This window comes from Pseudomonas sp. PDM09 (genome assembly GCF_014852305.1).
Lineage (GTDB): Bacteria > Pseudomonadota > Gammaproteobacteria > Pseudomonadales > Pseudomonadaceae > Aquipseudomonas.
This window is the reverse complement of record NZ_JACVBI010000003.1, coordinates 380,559-401,523: the sequence shown is the minus strand read 5'-3', so window position 1 is coordinate 401,523 and position 20,965 is coordinate 380,559. Positions and strand designations below refer to the sequence as shown.

The following is a 20,965-nucleotide window of genomic DNA, read 5'->3' as shown; positions in this document are numbered from 1 at the left end:
CAGAACTTAGTTCTGTTTTTCCATTTGTGCACGCAACAGGTCGCCCAGAGTGGTAGGACCAGCAGCGATGCTATCCGAAGGCTTGTCTTTCAAGCTTTGGATGGCTTCTTTCTCTTCAGCATCGTCTTTCGACTTGATGGAGAGCTGGATTACGCGGCTCTTGCGGTCAACGCTGATGATCTTGGCTTCTACTTCCTGGCCTTCTTTCAGAACGTTACGCGCGTCTTCAACGCGGTCACGGCTGATTTCGGAGGCTTTCAGAGTCGCTTCGATATCGTCGGCCAGAGTGATGATGGCGCCTTTAGCGTCAACTTCTTTCACGATGCCTTTAACGATGGCGCCTTTGTCGTTCTCTTGAACGTACTCGGAGAACGGATCGCTTTCCAGTTGCTTGATACCCAGGGAGATGCGCTCGCGCTCTGGGTCAACCGACAGGATAACGGTGTCCAGCTCGTCGCCCTTCTTGAAGCGGCGAACGGCTTCTTCGCCCACTTCGTTCCAGGAGATGTCGGACAGGTGAACCAGACCGTCGATGCCGCCGTCCAGACCAATGAAGATACCGAAATCGGTGATCGACTTGATGGTGCCGGAGATTTTATCGCCCTTGTTGAACTGGCCAGAGAAATCTTCCCATGGGTTAGATTTGCACTGCTTGATGCCGAGGGAGATACGACGACGCTCTTCGTCGATGTCCAGAACCATAACTTCCACTTCGTCGCCGACTTGTACGACTTTCGAAGGGTGGATGTTCTTGTTGGTCCAGTCCATTTCGGAAACGTGTACCAGGCCTTCAACGCCTTCTTCCAGCTCAGCGAAGCAGCCGTAGTCGGTCAGGTTGGTTACACGAGCGGTAACTCGAGTGCTTTCTGGGTAACGGGCTTTGATAGCAACCCATGGATCTTCGCCCAGTTGCTTGAGGCCCAGGGAAACACGATTGCGTTCGCGATCGTACTTCAGAACCTTGACATCGATCTCGTCGCCAACGTTGACGATTTCGGAAGGATGCTTGATACGCTTCCAAGCCATGTCGGTAATGTGCAGCAGGCCATCGACGCCACCCAGATCGACGAATGCGCCGTAATCGGTGAGGTTCTTGACGATACCTTTGACTTGTTGGCCTTCCTGCAGGGATTCCAGCAGAGCTTCACGCTCGGCGGAGTTCTCGGCTTCGAGGACGCTGCGACGGGAAACGACAACGTTGTTGCGTTTCTGGTCGAGTTTGATGACCTTGAATTCCAGCTCTTTGCCTTCCAGGTGCGTGGTGTCGCGCACTGGACGGACGTCAACCAGAGAACCTGGCAGGAACGCACGGATGCCGTTAACGTCGACAGTGAAGCCGCCTTTAACCTTACCGTTGATAACGCCCTTGACCACTTCTTCGGCTGCGAAGGCTGCTTCCAGAACAATCCAGCATTCAGCGCGCTTGGCTTTTTCACGGGACAGCTTGGTTTCACCGAAGCCGTCTTCAACCGAGTCCAGAGCAACGTGAACTTCGTCACCGACGTTGATGTTCAGCTCGCCAGCATCGTTGTAGAACTGCTCAAGCGGGATGAGTGCTTCAGACTTCAGGCCAGCGTGAACGGTTACCCAGCGAGCCTGGTAATCGATATCAACGATAACACCGGTGATGATGGAGCCTGCCTGAAGGTTCAGGGTTTTTAGGCTTTCTTCAAAGAGTTCCGCAAAGCTTTCGCTCATTTTAATTCCTGTTGATAAGGGCGAAGAATACGCCCATCTCCACACCCCAGACGGTGTGGGTTAGTTTCATATGAAAGAAACACCGCAGGACTATGACTGGTCCCCTGCAGCTTTCTTGGTCACCCGGCGATATCGCGAATGGCGATCTCGCTCATGATGCGTTCCAGCACCTGATCGATGGACAACTCCGTGGAATCCAGCTGTATCGCGTCGGCCGCCGGTTTGAGCGGGGCTACTGCGCGCTGGGTGTCACGCTCATCGCGCGCACGTATCTCATCTAGCAGACTCGACAGACTAACACCATCGACTTTGCCCTTCAACTGCAAGTATCGACGGCGCGCACGCTCCTCGGCACTGGCGGTGAGGAATATCTTCAGCGGCGCGTCCGGAAAAACCACCGTCCCCATGTCACGACCATCGGCCACCAGACCCGGCGGCTCCTGAAAGGCCCGCTGGCGCTGCAGCAGCGCTTCACGAACGGCGGGCAGCGCAGCGACCTGCGAGGCACCCGAGCCGATACTTTCGGTACGAATGACATCGCTGACTTCGTCGCCTTCCAGAATGATGCGTTGCAGCTGACCGTCGGTCGCCGCGATGAATTGCACATCCAGATGAGCGGCAAGTTTTTTGAGCAATTCTTCGTTCGTCAGATCGACGCCGTGGTTATGCGCCGCGAATGCCAGCAATCGATAAAGTGCACCGGAATCCAGCAGGTTCCAGCCCAGGCGCTTGGCCAGCATCCCGGCAACAGTCCCCTTGCCGGAGCCGCTAGGCCCATCAATGGTTATAACCGGTGCGATGCTGATCACGACTGAGCCTCTTGTGCAACACGGATACCGACCTGCGCACACAGCGCGAGGAAGTTCGGGAACGAGGTCGCGACGTTGGCGCAGTCATGGATGCGGATCGGTGCAGTGGCGCGCAACGAAGCCACGCTGAACGCCATGGCAATCCGGTGATCGCCGTGACCGTGCACTTCTCCGCCGCCGATCTGGCCGCCGTCGATGATGATGCCGTCCGGGGTCGGCTCGCATTTGACGCCCAGTGCCAGCAAACCATCCGCCATGACCTGGATCCGGTCCGACTCCTTCACGCGCAGCTCTTCGGCGCCGCGCAGCACGGTGCGCCCTTCGGCACAGGCAGCGGCCACGAACAGCACAGGAAACTCGTCGATGGCCAGTGGAACCAGCGCCTCGGGGATCTCGATACCTTTGAGTTTAGCTGCCCGTACGCGCAGATCCGCTACCGGCTCGCCGCCCACTTCACGCTGGTTTTCCAGGGTGATGTCCGCCCCCATCAGGCGCAGGATGTCGATCACGCCGGTACGGGTCGGGTTGATGCCGACGTGCTCGAGCACCAGTTCCGAACCTTCGGCAATCGACGCGGCTACAAGGAAGAACGCCGACGACGAGATGTCGCCCGGCACTTCAATGTGGGTCGCGGTCAGCTTGTGGCCGGACTCGACCGAGGCGGTCGCACCATTGACGGTGACCGGGTAGCCGAAGCCGCGCAGCATGCGCTCGGTGTGATCGCGAGTCGGCGCCGGCTCGGTGACGGTGGTCTTGCCTTCGGCATACAGACCCGCCAGCAACAGGCAGGATTTAACCTGGGCGCTGGCCATCGGCATGGTGTAAGTCAGCCCCTTGAGCTTGTTGCCGCCACGGATGGTCATCGGTGGACGACCTTCAGCAGCGGTCTCGATCACGGCGCCCATTTCGCGCAGTGGATTAGCCACGCGATTCATCGGACGCTTGGACAGCGAGGCATCGCCAGTCAGCGTGCTATCGAAGCTCTGCGCAGCCAAAAGGCCAGACAGCAGACGCATCGAGGTACCGGAGTTGCCCAGATAGATCGGGCCCGGCGCAGGCTTCAGGCCATGCAGGCCGACGCCGTGGATGGTCACACGACCGTGGTGCGGACCTTCGATGACGACACCCATGTCGCGGAAAGCCTGCAAGGTTGCCAAAGCGTCTTCGCCCTCAAGGAAACCTTCCACTTCGGTGACGCCCTCGGCCAGGGAACCGAGCATGATCGAACGGTGGGAAATCGATTTGTCGCCCGGTACACGAATCCGCCCAGTCAGGCGGCCACCAGGTTGTGCCAGGAAAATCAGATCGTTGGAATTCATAGCGTCCACATAGGCCCGGCGGGCCAGGATTTTACTGAAATGCTCGCGGGCAACCCGGGCGCGCGTGAACACGCCCAATAATTGGTGCCCATCCCCTGCATCGACCGCGTCGCGCAAGGCGTCGAGGTCGCTGCGAAATGTATCGAGTGTGCGCAGGACAGCTTCGCGGTTGGCGAGGAAGATGTCGTGCCACATGACCGGGTCGCTACCGGCGATTCTTGTGAAATCGCGGAAACCGCCCGCAGCGTAACGGAAGATCTCAAGATTTTCATTGCGTTTGGCCAACGAATCGACCAAACCGAACGCCAGCAAGTGCGGCAGATGGCTGGTCGCCGCCAGCACTTCGTCATGACGCTCGACCTGCATGTGCTCGACGTCGGCGCCCAATTCGCGCCACAACCGGTCGACCACTGCCAGCGCGGCCGGATCGGTCTGATCCAGCGGCGTCAGAATCACTTTATGACGACGGAACAGTTCGGCATTGGAGGCTTCCACCCCGCTCTGCTCGGAACCGGCGATCGGATGCCCCGGCACGAAGCGGGCCGGCATGCCGCCAAACGCCTCGGTCGCCGCGCGCACCACATTGCCCTTGGCGCTGCCGACGTCGGTCAGAATCGCTTGCCCCAGGTCCATGCCCGCCAACAGCGCGAGCAGTTTCTCCATGGCCAGGATCGGCACCGCCAGCTGAATCACATCAGCGCCCTGGCAAGCCGCCGCCAGGTCTTCTTCGCAGCGATCCACCACGCCTAACTCGACCGCCAGCTTGCGCGACTGCGGGTCGAGATCGACCCCGACCACTTCGCGACACAGACCGCTTTCACGCAGGCCTTTGGCAAACGAACCGCCGATCAAGCCCAGACCAACCACCACCAGGCGACCGATCATAGGTTGAGCAGATTGCAGTGCAGTGACATCAACCACGGGCCAAAACCTTGGTCAGCGCTTCGAGGAAGCGGCTGTTTTCCGCCGGCAAACCGATGGTGATACGCAGGTGGTTCGGCATGCCGTAGTTGGCCACCGGGCGCACGATCACGCCTTCGCGCAGCAACCCCTCGAACACTGGAGCCGCAACGCGACCCAGATCGACACAGATGAAGTTGCCTTTGGATGGAATCCAGCTCAACCCCAGCTCGCGGAAACCCGCTTGCAGCTGCTGCATGCCGGACTCGTTCAGGCGGCGACTTTCGGCCAGGTACTCGACATCTTGCAGCGCCGCACAAGCGGCGGCCAGTGCGAGGCTGTTGACGTTGAACGGCTGACGCACGCGGTTCAGCACATCGGCGACGATGGCCGAGGACAAGCCGTAACCGACCCGCAGCGACGCCAGACCATAAGCCTTGGAGAAGGTGCGCGAGACCAGCAGGTTCGGGTAGGCCGCCAGATAGTCCAGGCCATCCGGCAAGTCGCTGCCTTCGGCGTATTCGATGTAGGCCTCGTCCAGCACCACCAGCACATGGGCCGGCACGTCCTGCAGGAAATCATCCAGCGCCTGGGCGTCGAACCAGGTCCCGGTCGGGTTGTTCGGGTTAGCAATGAACACCACACGGGTATCGGCATCGATCGCGGCGAGCATGGCCGGCAGATCGTGGCCCCAGTCTTTGGCCGGGATCACTTTTGCCTGGGCACCAACGGCCTGAGTGACAATCGGATAGACCGCAAACGCATGGGCGCTGAATACCGCGTTCAGGCCTGGCGCCAGATAGGCACGCGCCACCAACTCCAGAATGTCGTTGGAGCCGTTGCCCAGCGTTACCTGGTTGAGCTCGACGCGGCACTGATCGGCCAGCAGGGTCTTGAGCGCAAAACCGTTGCCGTCCGGATAGCGGGTCAGCTCGGTCAGCGCTTCGCGAATCGCTGCCAATGCCTTGGGACTGGCGCCCAACGGGTTTTCGTTGCTCGCCAGTTTGACGATATTGGCCGGATCGAGGTTCAGCTCACGGGCCAGTTCGTCCACGGGCTTGCCCGGAACGTAAGGCGAAAGTTGTTGCACGCCCGGCTGTGCCAGAGCGAGGAAGTTGCCACTCATTTGCTACCGCCCTTAGAGAACTGCTTTCGGGTAGGAACCCAGCACTTTGAGTGCTACTGCTTCCTGACTGATCTTTTCCAGCACACCTTTGACCAGCGGGTCGCGATGGTGGCCGACGAAGTCGATGAAGAACACGTAGGTCCATTTACCGCTGCGCGACGGACGGGTCTCGATGCGTGTCAGGTCGATGCCGTTGTCATGGAACGGCACCAGCAGCTCGTGGAGCGCGCCGGGTTTGTTGCTCATGGAAACGATGATCGAAGTCTTGTCGTCGCCGGTCGGCGGTACTTCCTGGCTGCCAATCATCAGGAATCGCGTGGAGTTGTCCGGACGATCCTCGATTTTTTCGGCCAGACGAGTCAACCCGTACAGACCGGCGGCCATGTCGCCGGCAATTGCCGCCGAGTTCCACTCACCCTTGACCCGCTTGGCCGCTTCGGCGTTGCTCGAAACCGCCACGCGCTCGACATTCGGGTAATGGGCATCCAGCCACTTGCGGCACTGGGCCAGGGACTGGGCGTGGGAATAGATGCGGCTGATGCTGTCGGTCTTGGTGTTTTCACCCACCAACAGGTGATGGTGAATCCGCAGTTCGACTTCGCCGCAGATCACCATGTCGTGCTCGAGGAAGCTGTCGAGGGTGTGGTTGACCGCACCCTCGGTGGAGTTCTCCACCGGGACTACGCCAAAGTTCACCGCACCGGCCGCGACTTCACGGAACACTTCGTCGATCGCCGCCATCGGCTTGCTGATCACTGCATGGCCGAAATGCTTCATGGCCGCCGCTTGGGTGAAGGTGCCTTCAGGGCCGAGGTAAGCCACTTTCAGCGGCTGCTCGAGGGCCAGGCACGAGGACATGATTTCGCGGAACAGCCGCGCCATCTCTTCGTTGCCCAGCGGCCCCTGGTTACGCTCCATTACACGCTTGAGCACCTGGGCTTCACGCTCAGGACGATAGAACACCGGCACTTCGCCTTCGGCCAGCGAGGCCATCTTTACTCGCGCAACTTCCTGGGCGCAACGTGCGCGCTCACTGATCAGCTCCAGGACTTTTTCGTCCAGAGCATCAATGCGCAGGCGCAGTGCCTTGAGTTCTTGCTCAGACATTAGCCGTGTTCCTTCTCGAACTCTGCCATGTACGAAACCAGTGCGTTGACCGCAACGATATCGACGGCGTTATAGATGGAGGCACGCATGCCACCCACGGAACGGTGGCCCTTGAGGTTCAGCAGGCCACGTTCGTCGGCACCGGCCAGGAATGGCTTATCGAGACGATCATCGGCCAGACGGAACGGCACGTTCATCCACGAGCGGTCCGACTTGTTGATCGGGTTGCTGTACAAGCCACTGGCGTCGATGAAGTCATACAGCGTGCGCTGCTTCACTTCGTTGAGTTTGCCGATGGCTTCGACACCACCCTGCTCTTTCAGCCACTCGAACACCAGACCGGACAAGTACCAGGCCAGGGTTGGCGGGGTGTTGTACATCGAGCCGTTATCGGCCGCGACCTTGTAGTTGAGCATGGTCGGGCAAATGGAACGGGCGTGACCCAGCAGGTCTTCGCGAACGATGTTCACGACAACGCCGCTCGGGCCGATGTTTTTCTGGGCGCCGGCGTAGATCATGCCGAAGCGCGAGACATCCACCGGACGCGAGAGAATGTCCGAGGACATGTCGGCGACCAGCGGCACATCGCCGGTTTCCGGAATCCATTGGAATTCCAGGCCGCCAATGGTTTCGTTCGGTGCGTAGTGAACGTAGGCCGCGTCTTTGGACAGGCTCCATTCGTTCTGGCCGGGAATAGCGAAATAGTCGTAAGGCTTGGCGGTGGCGGCAACGTTGACGTGGCCGTAGCGCGAGGCTTCTTCGATAGCTTTCTGCGACCAGATACCGGTGTCGATATAGTCGGCGGTGCCGCTTTCCGGCAACAGGTTCAGAGGAATCTGAGCAAATTGCTGGCTCGCGCCACCTTGCAGAAACAGCACTTTATAGTTCGAGGGGATATTCAGCAGATCACGCAGATCCTGCTCGGCCTTGGTGGCAATGGACACGAACTCATCGCTGCGATGGCTCATTTCCATGACCGACAAGCCCTTGCCGTGCCAATCAAGGAGTTCACCCTGGGCGCGTTTCAGGACAGCTTCGGGAAGCGCCGCAGGACCGGCACAGAAGTTATAGGCTCTCTTGCTCACATCCAATCTCGCTCTGATTTGGTGGATCGTACAAACATATCAGTCGACACAGATCCAATGTGGGAGCGGGCTTGCTCGCGAAAGCGGTGCAACAGGCGACATCTATGCTGAATGTCAGTCCGTCTTCGCGAGCAAGCCCGCTCCCACAAGGGATCTCCATGGGTGTCGATATTTTCATACGGACAAACAACAAGGGGGCGAATCTTCATCCGCCCCCTGCTTGCCCGCTTACTCTTGCGGCTCTTCGTCAGCGGCGGCGTCGAGTTGCTGGTCTTCGGCAACGTCGTCGATCACGACTTCACCGTCGAACACTGCACCCTCTTCACCTTCGAGCCCTTCGCCTTCCAGCTCTTCGCCTTCGACTTCCGACGGCTCCTGAACCCGCTCCAGGCCCACCAGCGTTTCATCGCTGGCCAGCTTGATCAAGGTTACGCCCTGGGTGTTACGGCCCAGGCTGGAGACTTCGTCGACACGGGTACGAACCAACGTACCCTGGTCGGAAATCAGCATGATCTCCTCGCCATCGAGCACCTGGACTGCGCCGACCAGACGGCCGTTACGCTCGTTGCTGACCATGGCGATAACGCCCTGACCGCCACGCTTGTACTCTGGGAACTCGGTGATCGCAGTGCGCTTGCCGAAACCACGTGCCGAAGCGGTGAGGATCTGGCTGCCTTCTTCCGGGATCAGCATGGAAATCAGCTTCTGGCCTTCCGGCAGACGCATGCCACGGACACCGCGAGCGGTACGGCCCATGGCACGAACGTCGGTTTCCTTGAAGCGAGTCACCTTGCCGCCGTCGGAGAACAGCATGACTTCACGCTCGCCATCGGTAATGGCGGCAGAGATCAGTACGTCACCTTCGTCCAGCTCCAGCGCGATCAGACCGACGCTGCGTTGACGGCTGAAGGATTCCAGCGGGGTCTTCTTCACGGTGCCTTTGGCAGTGGCCATGAAGATGAAGTGACCTTCGGTGTATTCCTCGACCGGCAGCATGGTGGTGATGTATTCATCACTGTCCAGCGGCAGCAGGTTGACCAGCGGACGACCACGGGCAGCGCGGGACGCTTCCGGGATTTCGTAGGTTTTCAGCCAGTACACTTTGCCTTTGCTGGAGAACAGCAGCAGCGTGGTGTGGCTGTTGGCGACCAGCAGGTGAGCGATGTAGTCCTCATCCTTGACGCCGGTGGCCGATTTGCCTTTACCGCCACGACGCTGAGCCTGGTACGCAGCCAATGGCTGGGTCTTGGCGTAGCCACCGTGGGAAATGGTCACGACGCGCTCTTCTTCCGGGATCATGTCGCCCAGGGTCAGGTCGAGACGGGCATCGAGAATCTCGGTGCGACGCACATCGCCGTATTCGGCGCGGATCACTTCCAGCTCTTCGCGGATCACTTCCATCAGGCGCGTGGCGCTGCTGAGGATGCGGATCAGCTCGCCGATCTGGTTGAGGATCTCTTGATACTCGGCCAGCAGCTTTTCGTGCTCCAGACCGGTCAGACGGTGCAGACGCAGTTCCAGAATGGCTTGCGCCTGTTCCGGCGACAGGAAGTACTTGCCGTCGCGCAGACCGTATTGCGGGTCCAGAGTCTCTGGACGGCACGAATCGGCACCGGCACGTTCGACCATCGCGACAACGGCGGAAGATTCCCAGGCCGTGCTGATCAGCGCTTCCTTGGCTTCCGACGGCGTTGGCGAGGCCTTGATCAGGGCGATGACCGGGTCGATGTTCGACAGGGCAACCGCTTGACCTTCCAGAATGTGGCCACGTTCGCGCGCTTTACGCAGCTCGAACACGGTACGACGGGTCACCACTTCGCGACGGTGACGAACGAACGCTTCCAGCAGGTCCTTGAGGTTCAGGATCCGCGGACGGCCGTCGATCAGCGCGACGATGTTGATACCGAACACCGCTTGCAGCTGGGTCTGGGCGTAGAGATTGTTGAGGATCACCTCAGGCACTTCGCCGCGACGCAGTTCGATCACGACGCGCATACCGTCCTTGTCGGACTCGTCGCGCAGCTCGGTGATGCCTTCGAGCTTCTTCTCTTTGACCAGCTCGGCGATCTTCTCGATCAGACGCGCCTTGTTCAGCTGGTAAGGGAGTTCGGTGATGACGATCTGCTGACGACCACCGACCTTGTCGATGTCTTCGATCATCGAGCGGGCACGCATGTAAATGCGCCCGCGACCGGTGCGGTAGGCTTCGATGATGCCGGCGCGACCGTTGATGATCGCGGCGGTCGGGAAGTCCGGACCGGGGATGTATTGCATCAGCTCATCGACGGTCAGTTCCGGGTTGTCGATGAGTGCCAGGCAACCGTCGATGACTTCACCGAGGTTGTGCGGCGGGATGTTGGTCGCCATGCCCACGGCGATACCGCTGGAGCCGTTGACCAGCAGGTTGGGAATACGGGTCGGCATGACCGCCGGGATCATTTCGGTGCCGTCGTAGTTCGGCACCCAGTCCACGGTTTCTTTGTGCAGGTCAGCGAGCAGCTCGTGCGCCAGCTTGGTCATGCGCACTTCGGTGTATCGCATGGCCGCGGCGTTGTCGCCGTCCACCGAGCCGAAGTTGCCCTGACCGTCTACCAGCAGGTAACGCAGCGAGAATGGCTGCGCCATCCGAACGATGGTGTCGTACACCGCGGTATCACCGTGAGGGTGATACTTACCGATCACGTCACCGACAACACGGGCAGATTTCTTGTACGGCTTGTTGAAGTCGTTGCCCAGCTCGCTCATCGCGAACAGCACACGCCGGTGCACGGGCTTCAAGCCATCGCGCGCATCCGGCAGTGCCCGCCCGACAATCACGCTCATCGCGTAGTCGAGGTAGGACTGCTTCAGCTCGTCTTCGATATTGACCGGGAGGATTTCTTTGGCCAGTTCGCCCATGAGAAGCCTGATTCCTTTTTCTGGTGAAACTTCGTCACATCCATATGGGACGAACGAAGCTCGCCGATGCAGACTGAGTGCCGTGCACCGACTTACGACAAATCAACGAGTTATGCCATGGATCTGCGCAGTAAAGGCAGCCACATCAGGCTACCCTGGAAACCGCCGGATGTTATCACAAGAGCCGCCACGCACCTATCCCCCAGATGCGCATGGAGCATAGTTAGTTGACCGGTGACAGGCTTGAAAGGGACGAGAGGGGCTTAGAGCCGTGTTGAATGGAGAATCAGCGGCCTGATCAGCGATATTTGTTGACTGTCAGGGCCTCTTCGCGAGCAAGCCCGCTCCCACATTGGACCGAGTCGGTCGCAGAATTTGTACCGACACTGATCCAATGTGGGAGCGGGCTTGCTCGCGAAGGCAATTTATCAGACGCCAAAGAGCCTTAATGCAATCGCTTGCGGCACATCAACTGCGCCATTTTCGCGGTATCCGGCCGTTCGACGATGCCTTTTTCGGTGACGATCACATCGATCAGGTCAGCCGGGGTCACATCGAACACCGGGTTGAACGCATCGACATCCGCCCCGAGCCGCTTGCCACCGACTTCCAGCAACTCGCGACCATCGCGCTCTTCGATGGGAATCTCATCGCCACTGGCCAGGTTCATGTCGATGGTCGAACTCGGCGCCACCACCATGAAGCGCACGCCGTGGTGCATGGCGTTGACCGCCAGTTGGTAGGTGCCGATCTTGTTCGCCACATCACCATTGGCGGTGATGCGGTCAGCACCGACGATCACCCAGGTCACACCCTTGGTTTTCATGATGTGCGCGGCGGCGGAATCGACATTGAGGGTCACCGGAATGCCTTCATTGGCCAATTCCCATGCGGTCAATCGCGAACCCTGCAGCCATGGGCGGGTTTCGTTGGCGTAGACGCGCTCGACCATGCCTTCGATGAACGCCCCGCGAATCACCCCCAGTGCCGTGCCGAAGCCGCCGGTGGCCAGTGCGCCGGTGTTGCAGTGCGTGAGGATCGCCTGGGCGTTGCCCTGATGCTTGCGGATCAAGTCCACGCCCAACTGAGCCATGGTCAGGTTGGCTTCGCGATCACTTTCATGGATGGCGATGGCTTCGGCCTCCAGCGCCGCCAGAGGGTCTGCGTCGTCCTTGAGGCGGTCCAGGCGGTCGCGCATGCGACTCAAGGCCCAGAACAGATTAACCGCTGTTGGACGGGAATCGGCCAGTAATGCGTAATCCTCTTCCCACGCGGCCTGCCAGTCACCGCCCTCGGCAATTCGGGCGCGGGCTGACAGCACCATGGCATACGCCGCACTGATACCAATGGCCGGCGCGCCGCGCACCACCATTGAGCGAATGGCCTCAGCCACGCCCGCGGCGCTGGTGTAGGCGATCCAGGTTTGCTCGAATGGCAAAATACGCTGATCCAGCAGATACAGGGCGCCATCACGCCAATCGATGGCTTTCACCTTCTCCGCAGCCAACAGTCGATCGCGCATCCACTTACCCCGCACTCATGAACAAAAGCCATCGATTATAGCGATCCCCCCGCGAAGACGCTCGGGTATACTTCGCCATCCTTTACAAAAGCACTGGAACCGACTTTCGATGCCGACCCCCACCGCTGCGCTCGACCTGTTATTGCTGCCGACCTGGCTGGTACCTGTCGAACCGGCTGGCGTGGTCCTTAAAGAGCATGCCCTGGGCATCCGCGACGGTCGTATCGTATTTATCGGCCCGCGCGCAGCAGCCTTGAAGTTTAACGCAACCGAAGTCCGCGAATTGCCGGACATGCTGCTCAGCCCCGGCCTGATCAATGCTCACGGGCATGCGGCAATGACGCTGTTCCGCGGCCTGGCCGACGATCTGCCCTTGATGAGCTGGCTGGAAAACCACATCTGGCCGGCCGAAGCCAAGTGGGTCGACGAGGCTTTTGTACGCGATGGCACTGACTTGGCCATCGCCGAGCAGATCAAAGGCGGCATCACCTGTTTCTCCGACATGTATTTCTTCCCGAAGGTCGCCAGCGAACGCGTCCATAACAGCGGCATTCGCGCCCAGATCGCCATTCCGATCCTCGATTTCCCGATTCCAGGCGCTGCCACGGCAGATGAAGCCATTCGTCAGGGCGTCGAATTATTCGGTGATCTCAAGCATCACGAGCGGATCAAAGTCACCTTTGGACCCCATGCACCCTACACCGTGGGCGACGAAACCCTGGAAAAAATCCGGGTGATCGCCGAAGAACTGGACGCCTCGATTCACATGCACGTCCATGAAACCGCTTTCGAAGTGCAGCAGTCGGTCGAGCAGTGCGGCGAACGCCCGTTGGCCCGCCTCGGTCGCCTGGGCCTGCTCGGGCCGCGCCTGCAGGCCGTTCACATGACCCAGATCAGCGATGAAGACCTGATGCTGCTGGTAGAAAGTAACACCCATGTGATTCATTGCCCGGAGTCGAACCTGAAACTGGCCAGCGGTTTCTGCCCGGTCGAGCGTTTGTGGCGGGCCGGGGTCAACGTGGCGGTCGGCACCGATGGCTCGGCCAGCAATAATGACCTCGACCTGCTCGGCGAAACCCGCACCGCTGCGTTGCTGGCCAAGGCCGTCGCCGGCTCGGCCACGGCGCTGGACGCCCATCGCGCCCTGCGCATGGCCACGCTCAATGGCGCCCGTGCGCTGGGCATCGAAGCTGAAACGGGTTCGCTGGAAGTCGGTAAAGCGGCGGACATCGTCGCGTTCGACCTGTCGGGCCTGGCGCAGCAACCGGTCTACGATCCGGTTTCGCAACTGATCTATGCCACTGGCCGCGACTGCGTGAAACATCTTTGGGTCGCCGGCAAGCAACTGCTCGACGACCGCCGCCTGACCCGCCTGGATGAGGCGCAGCTGTGCGCCACCGCCAAGGCCTGGGGCCAGCGCATCAGCGGCCATGCCGAATCGTAAGCACCGAATTGTAAGCACCCTGGACCAAAACCGGGGCAACAGGATTTTTCAAGTTTTAGAGGACTGACACCATGAGCAACGTCGACTACGCCGAAATCGCCAAATTCGAAGCCCTGGCCCATCGCTGGTGGGATCGCGAAAGCGAGTTCAAACCGCTGCACGACATCAACCCGCTACGGGTCAACTGGATCGACGAGCGGGTCCATCTGGCCGGCAAGAAAGTCCTCGACGTCGGTTGCGGCGGCGGCATCCTCAGCGAAGCCATGGCCCAGCGCGGCGCGACCGTGATGGGCATCGACATGGGCGAAGCGCCGCTGGCCGTCGCTCAACTGCATCAGCTGGAATCCGGCGTGAGCGTCGAGTACCGGCAGATCACCGCCGAAGCCCTGGCTGAAGAAATGCCCGAACAATTCGACGTGGTCACCTGCCTGGAAATGCTCGAACACGTGCCGGATCCATCGTCGGTGATCCGCGCCTGCTTCAAGATGGTCAAACCGGGCGGCCAGGTGTTCTTCTCCACCATCAACCGCAACCCGAAGGCCTATCTGTTCGCCATCGTCGGCGCCGAATACATCATGAAGTTGCTGCCTCGCGGCACCCACGACTTCAAGAAATTCATCCGCCCCTCCGAGCTTGGCGCCTGGAGCCGCATGGCCGGCCTGACCGTCAAGGACATCATCGGCCTGACCTACAATCCACTGACCAAGCATTACAAACTGGCGACCGATGTGGACGTCAATTACATGATCCAGACCCTGCGCGAGGAGTAAGCCGATGCGTATCAGAGCAGTTCTTTTCGACATGGACGGCACCCTGCTCGACACCGCGCCGGATTTCATCGCCATCTGCCAGGCGATGCGCGCTGATCGTGGTTTGCCGCCAATCAACACTCAACACATTCGCGATGAAATTTCCGGTGGCGCCAAGGCGATGGTCGCCGCAAACTTTTCCATGGACCCGGAATCGCCGGGGTTCGAGGAACTGCGTCAGGAATTCCTCGACCGCTACCTCAAGGGTTGCGCGGTCCACAGCCATCTGTTCGACGGCATGGCCCAGGTGCTGGAAAAAATCGAAAAGGCCAACCTGATCTGGGGCGTGGTCACTAACAAGCCGGTACGTTTCGCCGAGCCGATCATGCAGCAGTTGGGCTTGGCTGACCGTTCGAAAGTGCTGATTTGCCCCGATCATGTGAAGAACAGCAAACCGGATCCGGAGCCGTTGATTTTGGCGTGCAAGATGCTCGACCTGGACCCGGCCAGCGTGCTGTTTGTCGGCGATGACCTGCGGGACATCGAGTCCGGCCGCGATGCCGGCACCAAAACCTGTGCGGTGACCTACGGTTATATTCACCCGGACGATAACCCCAAGCACTGGGGCGCGGACGTAGTGATCGATCATCCGCTGGCGTTGCTCGAGGTGTTGGATAACGCTTTGTGCAGTTGCTGATTCAAATCAAAAGATCGCAGCCTGCGGCAGCTCCTACAGGAGAACCGCGATCGGCGTAGGAGCTGCCGAAGGCTGCGATCTTTTCGGCCCTGTTAACGGATTATGTTGAGGTTTTTATGTTTGATTATTCCGCCCGCCCTGACTTGCTCAAGGACCGGGTCATCCTGGTCACCGGCGCTGGCCGTGGCATCGGTGCTGCCGCTGCAAAAACCTACGCCGCCCACGGCGCCACCGTGCTGCTGCTGGGCAAGACCGAGGCCAACCTGACTCAGGTCTATGACGAAATCGAAGCGGCAGGGCATCCACAACCGGCCGTGATTCCGTTCAATCTGGAAACCGCACTGCCTCATCAATACGATGAACTGGCAGCCATGATCGAGACCGAGTTCGGCCACCTCGACGGCTTGCTGCACAACGCATCCATCATCGGGCCGCGCACACCGATCGAGCAGTTGTCCGGCGAGAATTTCATGCGCGTCATGCACGTCAACGTCAACGCCATGTTCATGCTCACCAGCACCTTGCTGCCACTGCTCAAGCTGTCTCAGGACGCCTCGGTGGTGTTCACCTCCAGCAGCGTCGGTCGCAAGGGCCGTGCGTATTGGGGCGCTTACGGCGTTTCCAAGTTCGCCACCGAAGGCCTGATGCAAACCCTGGCCGACGAAGTAGACACCGTGGCACCGGTGCGCTCCAACAGCATCAACCCCGGCGCCACCCGCACCAGCATGCGCGCCCAAGCCTACCCCGGTGAAAACCCGCTGAATAATCCAACCCCTGAGGAGATCATGCCGGTCTACCTTTACCTCATGGGTCCGGACAGCACCGGCATCAATGGCCAGGCATTCAACGCTCAGTAGTGCCCGTGCGTCGCTTTTCTGCCGCGACGGCTTCCCGCCGCGGCACTCAAACCCGGTGGTAACTACCCCTGCTTCAAGTCAAATAAATGTCATCATGCTGCGCAACTCCCCTCGCATGACCTTCCAGCATTTTGATTTTTAAAGCTTTTTATTCGACTGAACCGAATGGCACGACTTTCGCTCTAATTTTGTTCAGACACGCCGTGTGAAAGCAGACGAGGCGGAGCTTGAGCCGAGAGGTTACTAATCTTCGGCAAAGCGGACTAAACTCGTGCCAAATGTCCTACGGGACTGATGGACCAGTATGACGCGCAGCCCAAAGCCGCTCTCACCCAGCCTGTAAGACAGCCTTACTGCTTAGGGGCTCACGCCATATGAAATCACCTTCCCAGACCAACGCAATTGACTTCGACAGTGCCAAATTGCAACGCCTGGGCTTTGGTCAGCAGCCTCCCCTCCTGGAGCGGCCCGACAGTCTTGCGCAGTTGCGTCAAACGCTGGGCCTGCAACTGCAAACCAGTCTTGAGCCGCAACGCATTCTCGGACTTTTCTTCCGTGAAATTCAGCGCCTGGTGCCGCTGGATGCCTTGAGTTACGAACATCAGCCCAGCGACTTGCGCCTGCAATTCGGCGCGCGAGGCCATCATTCAATCAGCTACAGCCTCAGCCATGAAGGCGAGCAATTGGGTGAGCTGGTGTTCCGTCGCAATCAACGTTTCAGCGAACAGGAACAGGGCAACCTGGAGTCACTGTTGTCGACCCTGCTCTTCCCCATGCGAAACGCCCTGCTTTACCGAGCGGCGACCCAAAGTGCATTGCGTGATCCGCTGACCGATACCGGCAACCGCATCGCCATGGATCAGACGCTGGAACGGGAAATCGAGATGTCGCGGCGACACTCGCAGCCCCTGTCGCTGTTGATGCTGGACATCGATCACTTCAAACAGATCAACGACACCTACGGGCACAGCGCCGGCGATGAAGTGCTGAAGGCCGTCGCAGCCTCGATCAAAAACCAGTTGCGCAACGTCGACATGGTGTTCCGCTTTGGTGGCGAAGAATTTCTGATTCTGCTTTCCAACACCAGTCGGGAAGCAGCAGCCATGGTCGGTGAACGACTGCGGTTTGCGGCGCAGGCTCAGGACTATGTGGCCGAGGGCAAGATGATCGAACTGACGGTCAGCATCGGTTGCTCGACGCTGCTGCCCGGCGAGTCTGCCGAGAGTTTGTTGCGACGGGCCGACAGTGCGTTGTATGTGGCCAAGCGTGAGGGGCGTAACCGGTTGGCAATGGCAGGCTGATATTTCAGCACCGCTGTATCACCAATGTGGGAGCGGGCTTGCTCGCGAAAGCGGTCTTACATTCAGCATCTCTGTTGAATGTTAAGCCCTCTTCGCGAGCAAGCCCGCTCCCACATTTGGTTTGTGTTGCTTTCAGAGGATCAGCTTTCGGCCAGCTCCATCCGCTCACGGGCTACAGGTGCTTTTGCTGCCAATTCCAACTGCATGCAACGCTCCAGGAACAGATACATGTAGTCGTAACTTTTGCAGACCGCCTGGCGCAATTCCACTTGCAGCGCTTTGCTCGGGTTCATGCCCGCCAAGGTGCAGATGATTTCCAAGGCTTCCCATGGATGGGCATCGTCGTACTGGGCATGCATCTTCAACCACTTCATGGCCCGCTTGCGATCTTCCTCGGGGAACGAGGCCGCATAGACGCCATTGGAGCAAACCAGGGCCGACCACTCCCCCGTCGCCCCTTCGATGGCGTAATTGGTGGCGGCGATGGCCACGATCAGCGAGTCCGACGAACTGGTGTGCCAGCACCAATGGCTCAAGGCGTGAAGCTCTGGTGCCACGTGTTGCGCTTGCAGATCTTCCAGGCTGATACCGTGGGCACGGCTCCAGTGCACCCAGTAGTCGGCATGGTTCAATTCGACGCGAATGTTGCGCATCAGCCAGCGACGCGCCATGTCTTCGCCAGGGTGGCGCGCAAACCGGGTCTTGGTCAGGTTCTGTGCCATGTATAAAGCGAACTGTTCGACCACCGGCCAGCCACCAATAAGGTACTGACGCATGGTTTTTGCACTGAGTCTGTTATCTCGCATGCGTTGATACAGTTCGTGTTCGACAACCCGGCGCTTGCTCTCGCTGCAATCCTGGATCAGTTGCTGAGCCCAGGCGGGATAACTTGCAGCTTCCATGAGTGGTCCGGTTCTGTTGAATGTCTCGATCACTGTCGCGCTCCTTTTGATTGTGATTTTAAGATCAACAAGAGATTTCAACGGAACGTACCCGGCGCCTTGAACAACAAGGATCGGGGCCTGGCAGGACGACTTTGCAAACTATCCCAGGTAAACAGATGCGGGCGTTCAATCACATACCCTTGAGCGTAATCCACTCCGATCTCCAGCAATGCCTGCTCGATCTGAGGTGTTTCAACGAACTCTGCAATCGTGCGCTTACCCATGACATGACCGATGTGATTGATCACTTCGACCATGGCGCGGTTAATCGGGTCGTCCAGCATATCCTTTACGAAACTCCCGTCGATCTTCAGGAAGTCTACAGGTAAATGTTTCAAGTAAGCGAATGAGGACATACCGGCACAAAAGTCATCTAGCGAAAAATGACAACCTAAACCTTTGAGTTCATTGATAAATTTAGTTGCGCTAGCCAGATTTGCAATCGCGCTGGTTTCTGTAATTTCAAAACAAATCATTTCAGGTGGAATTGAATATGCAACAAACTGTTCACGAAGGAAGTCCAGGAATGCCTCATCTCCGATAGTAATACCTGACAGATTTATCGCACACATGGCCAACGGCCCTTCGCGCTCTTCGGCGACGCACTGGGCAATGACTTTGAAAACGTTCTCCACCACCCAACGATCAATCGATGTCATCAAACCGTAACGCTCGGCGGCCGGAATGAAACTGTCCGGCAGAATCATGCGTCCCGCTTCGTCATGCAGGCGCAGCAGTATTTCGATATGCCCGCCGCCATGCTCACCAGGGCCAAGAGGCGCGATTTCCTGGGCGTACAGGCAGAAGCGGTCTTCTTCCAGCGCCACGTGCAGGCGCTGCACCCAGGCCATTTCGCCAAACCGCAAGGACAGTTCCGAGTCGTCGGCGTGATAGACCTGAACCCGGTTGCGGCCCTTTTCCTTGGCCATATAACAGGCCATGTCAGCGGCACGCAATGAAGCTTCAAGGGTGGCCGGACTCTGGACCACATGCACCAGGCCAATGCTCACGGTGGTCACGAACGGCCGGCCTTTCCAGACAAAATGCAGGTTCTGCACGGTCTGGCGCAGGCCTTCGGCGATTTTCTCGGCTGCTTGCGGCGCGCAGTTTTCCAACAGAACGCCAAACTCGTCACCCCCTAGCCGGGCCAGGGTGTCGCCTTCGCGCAAACCTGATTGCAACAACGCACAGATATGCCGCAACAACTCGTCGCCCGCCGCATGGCCGCAGGTGTCGTTGACCAGTTTGAATTGATCCAGGTCGAGAAACATCAAGGCGTGACGCCCCGCCTGGCGCGTCAGGTTATGCAGGGCCTGCTCCAGCCGATATTCGAACTCGCGGCGGTTGGCCAATCCGGTCAGCGCATCATGAGTCGCCTGCCACGACAGATTGGCGATGTATTGCCGCTCCTGGGTCATGTCATGCAGCACCAGCACGGTGCCACTGACCCTGCCCGTATTGCGGATCGGCGCGCCGACCAGAGTGACCGAAACCGTGCTGCCATCCAGACGCTGGATCAGTTTTGAATGCTCGCTGCCACCGCTGAGCTGACCGCTCAAAATGTGCTCGATCAAGGTAAAACCGTCGGCCTGAGCACTCTCGTCCAGCAGATTGAACAGCGCCGCCAATGGCAACCCCGCCGCCTGTTCGGCCTTCCAGTGAGTCAAGGCCTCGGCGGCCGGATTCATATAGACAATCGCGCCCTCGACGTCCGTGGTGATAACCCCGTCGCCAATCGATTGCAGAGTGATCTGCGCCCGGTCTTTCTCCAACTGCAAGGCATCGGCGAAGGCATGGCGCTGCTTGAGCAGTTTATGCGTACGCAACAGCGCCAACACAATCAAACCCAACGCAGTAGCCAGGTTCGTCACCAACAGCAGCCGGAGAATCACCCGCGAGCCTTCGCCCAAGGCATCGCTGAATGCTTTGGCGGCAGGCGTCACGCCATCATTGATGGCAAAAATCTGCTCTTTCCAGCGTTTGACGTCGGCATCGGTGACCTGGCTATCGGCAATACGCTGATGCATCTCCCGCGCGACGTCATCGAGTCGCACCAGGTACGCGTCACCGACCGTCCACAGCTCGATGGCTTTTTCCAGGTAACTGAAATTCCGGAAATTGAGGTACAGCCAAATCAGACTGGAGACGTCGTCCGGGTGGTTGCCGCCCTTGAGGATCGCGATTCGCGCTGCCTCGATATTCGGTGGCTGATGGTCCAGCGCCAGACGCAATTCATGGCCACCCTGAGGCACCGCAATCGCGTTCTGGTATTTGAGAAAAATCGTTTCGTCGCGACTGTCGGCGTAGAGATTGAGGTAATAGATGGCGTCTTTCTGGCCCTTGGACCACAGGCTTTCCCCGCCGACGTAACCGCGAACCGCCGAAAGAACGTAAAGACTGCCGCCTCCCAACAATGCCTGAAATAACACGACGGCGATAAAAGGCCAGACGATGCCCAACAACCGAGGGGTTGCGAGAGTCCTTTTTGGCTTCATGAGGTCCCTTGTCT

15 protein-coding genes are annotated in these 20,965 nt (G+C 59.1%); 5 read left to right on the top strand and 10 right to left on the bottom strand.

Features of this window, described 5'->3' with window-relative positions:
• Positions 1 to 6: 6 nt before the first annotated feature.
• From rpsA to mtnA, 8 genes are all read right to left on the bottom strand, one after another.
• Positions 7 to 1,698, bottom strand: a complete 1,692-nt coding sequence (rpsA, locus tag IB250_RS10495; RefSeq protein ID WP_007899744.1) for a 30S ribosomal protein S1 — start codon at positions 1,696 to 1,698, stop codon at positions 7 to 9.
• A 119-nt stretch (positions 1,699 to 1,817) separates the two neighbouring features.
• On the bottom strand, positions 1,818 to 2,507 hold the full coding sequence (cmk, locus tag IB250_RS10490) for a (d)CMP kinase (protein ID WP_123494519.1): 690 nt from the start codon (positions 2,505 to 2,507) through the stop codon (positions 1,818 to 1,820).
• Positions 2,504 to 4,711 (bottom strand): bifunctional prephenate dehydrogenase/3-phosphoshikimate 1-carboxyvinyltransferase, encoded by a 2,208-nt coding sequence (locus IB250_RS10485; protein WP_259698659.1) that lies wholly within the window; start codon positions 4,709 to 4,711, stop codon positions 2,504 to 2,506. The genes cmk and IB250_RS10485 overlap by 4 nt, the downstream gene beginning before the upstream one ends.
• A gap of 28 nt (positions 4,712 to 4,739) precedes the next feature.
• Positions 4,740 to 5,852 (bottom strand): histidinol-phosphate transaminase, encoded by a 1,113-nt coding sequence (hisC, locus tag IB250_RS10480; protein ID WP_192344039.1) that lies wholly within the window; start codon positions 5,850 to 5,852, stop codon positions 4,740 to 4,742.
• Positions 5,853 to 5,864: 12 nt separating this feature from the next.
• Positions 5,865 to 6,959 (bottom strand): prephenate dehydratase, encoded by a 1,095-nt coding sequence (gene pheA, locus IB250_RS10475; protein ID WP_007899727.1) that lies wholly within the window; start codon positions 6,957 to 6,959, stop codon positions 5,865 to 5,867.
• Entirely contained in the window at positions 6,959 to 8,044 is a 1,086-nt protein-coding gene (gene serC, locus IB250_RS10470) for a 3-phosphoserine/phosphohydroxythreonine transaminase (protein ID WP_038982158.1), read from the bottom strand. The genes pheA and serC overlap by 1 nt, the downstream gene beginning before the upstream one ends.
• Before the next feature lie 228 nt (positions 8,045 to 8,272).
• Complete coding sequence (gyrA, locus tag IB250_RS10465) at positions 8,273 to 10,942, bottom strand: DNA gyrase subunit A (RefSeq protein WP_008071610.1); 2,670 nt, start codon at positions 10,940 to 10,942, stop codon at positions 8,273 to 8,275.
• Positions 10,943 to 11,387: 445 nt separating this feature from the next.
• Entirely contained in the window at positions 11,388 to 12,464 is a 1,077-nt protein-coding gene (mtnA, locus tag IB250_RS10460; RefSeq protein ID WP_192344038.1) for an S-methyl-5-thioribose-1-phosphate isomerase, read from the bottom strand.
• Positions 12,465 to 12,573: 109 nt separating this feature from the next.
• Between mtnA and IB250_RS10455 the strand changes: the two genes are divergently transcribed.
• The 5 genes from IB250_RS10455 to IB250_RS10435 all read left to right on the top strand — a co-directional run bounded on the left by IB250_RS10455 (position 12,574) and on the right by IB250_RS10435 (position 17,512).
• Entirely contained in the window at positions 12,574 to 13,908 is a 1,335-nt protein-coding gene (locus tag IB250_RS10455; protein ID WP_192344037.1) for a TRZ/ATZ family hydrolase, read from the top strand.
• A 71-nt stretch (positions 13,909 to 13,979) separates the two neighbouring features.
• Positions 13,980 to 14,678 carry a bifunctional 2-polyprenyl-6-hydroxyphenol methylase/3-demethylubiquinol 3-O-methyltransferase UbiG gene (gene ubiG, locus IB250_RS10450; protein WP_192344036.1) on the top strand — a complete coding sequence of 233 codons (699 nt, stop codon included), beginning with the start codon at positions 13,980 to 13,982 and terminating at the stop codon, positions 14,676 to 14,678.
• Positions 14,679 to 14,682: 4 nt separating this feature from the next.
• Positions 14,683 to 15,354 (top strand): N-acetylmuramic acid 6-phosphate phosphatase MupP, encoded by a 672-nt coding sequence (mupP, locus tag IB250_RS10445; RefSeq protein ID WP_063341137.1) that lies wholly within the window; start codon positions 14,683 to 14,685, stop codon positions 15,352 to 15,354.
• Between the two features lie 116 nt (positions 15,355 to 15,470).
• Positions 15,471 to 16,211 (top strand): YciK family oxidoreductase, encoded by a 741-nt coding sequence (locus tag IB250_RS10440; protein ID WP_063341138.1) that lies wholly within the window; start codon positions 15,471 to 15,473, stop codon positions 16,209 to 16,211.
• A 374-nt stretch (positions 16,212 to 16,585) separates the two neighbouring features.
• Positions 16,586 to 17,512 (top strand): GGDEF domain-containing protein, encoded by a 927-nt coding sequence (locus tag IB250_RS10435; RefSeq protein ID WP_192344035.1) that lies wholly within the window; start codon positions 16,586 to 16,588, stop codon positions 17,510 to 17,512.
• A 140-nt stretch (positions 17,513 to 17,652) separates the two neighbouring features.
• Here IB250_RS10435 and IB250_RS10430 read toward each other — a convergent pair whose 3' ends face one another.
• Entirely contained in the window at positions 17,653 to 18,447 is a 795-nt protein-coding gene (locus IB250_RS10430; RefSeq protein ID WP_192344034.1) for a TenA family transcriptional regulator, read from the bottom strand.
• A 44-nt stretch (positions 18,448 to 18,491) separates the two neighbouring features.
• Positions 18,492 to 20,951, bottom strand: a complete 2,460-nt coding sequence (locus IB250_RS10425) for an EAL domain-containing protein (protein ID WP_192344033.1) — start codon at positions 20,949 to 20,951, stop codon at positions 18,492 to 18,494.
• Positions 20,952 to 20,965: the final 14 nt, after the last annotated feature.

Bases quoted from the DNA above. Each gene is read 5' to 3' on its own strand.
- rpsA (WP_007899744.1), bottom strand. From the start codon at position 1,698: ATGAGCGAAAGCTTTGCGGAACTCTTTGAAGAAAGCCTAAAAACCCTG.
- IB250_RS10485 (WP_259698659.1), bottom strand. From the start codon at position 4,711: ATGATCGGTCGCCTGGTGGTGGTTGGTCTGGGCTTGATCGGCGGTTCG.
- hisC (WP_192344039.1), bottom strand. From the start codon at position 5,852: ATGAGTGGCAACTTCCTCGCTCTGGCACAGCCGGGCGTGCAACAACTT.
- pheA (WP_007899727.1), bottom strand. From the start codon at position 6,959: ATGTCTGAGCAAGAACTCAAGGCACTGCGCCTGCGCATTGATGCTCTG.
- gyrA (WP_008071610.1), bottom strand. From the start codon at position 10,942: ATGGGCGAACTGGCCAAAGAAATCCTCCCGGTCAATATCGAAGACGAG.
- mtnA (WP_192344038.1), bottom strand. From the start codon at position 12,464: ATGCGCGATCGACTGTTGGCTGCGGAGAAGGTGAAAGCCATCGATTGG.
- IB250_RS10455 (WP_192344037.1), top strand. From the start codon at position 12,574: ATGCCGACCCCCACCGCTGCGCTCGACCTGTTATTGCTGCCGACCTGG.
- ubiG (WP_192344036.1), top strand. From the start codon at position 13,980: ATGAGCAACGTCGACTACGCCGAAATCGCCAAATTCGAAGCCCTGGCC.
- mupP (WP_063341137.1), top strand. From the start codon at position 14,683: ATGCGTATCAGAGCAGTTCTTTTCGACATGGACGGCACCCTGCTCGAC.
- IB250_RS10440 (WP_063341138.1), top strand. From the start codon at position 15,471: ATGTTTGATTATTCCGCCCGCCCTGACTTGCTCAAGGACCGGGTCATC.
- IB250_RS10435 (WP_192344035.1), top strand. From the start codon at position 16,586: ATGAAATCACCTTCCCAGACCAACGCAATTGACTTCGACAGTGCCAAA.
- IB250_RS10425 (WP_192344033.1), bottom strand. From the start codon at position 20,951: ATGAAGCCAAAAAGGACTCTCGCAACCCCTCGGTTGTTGGGCATCGTC.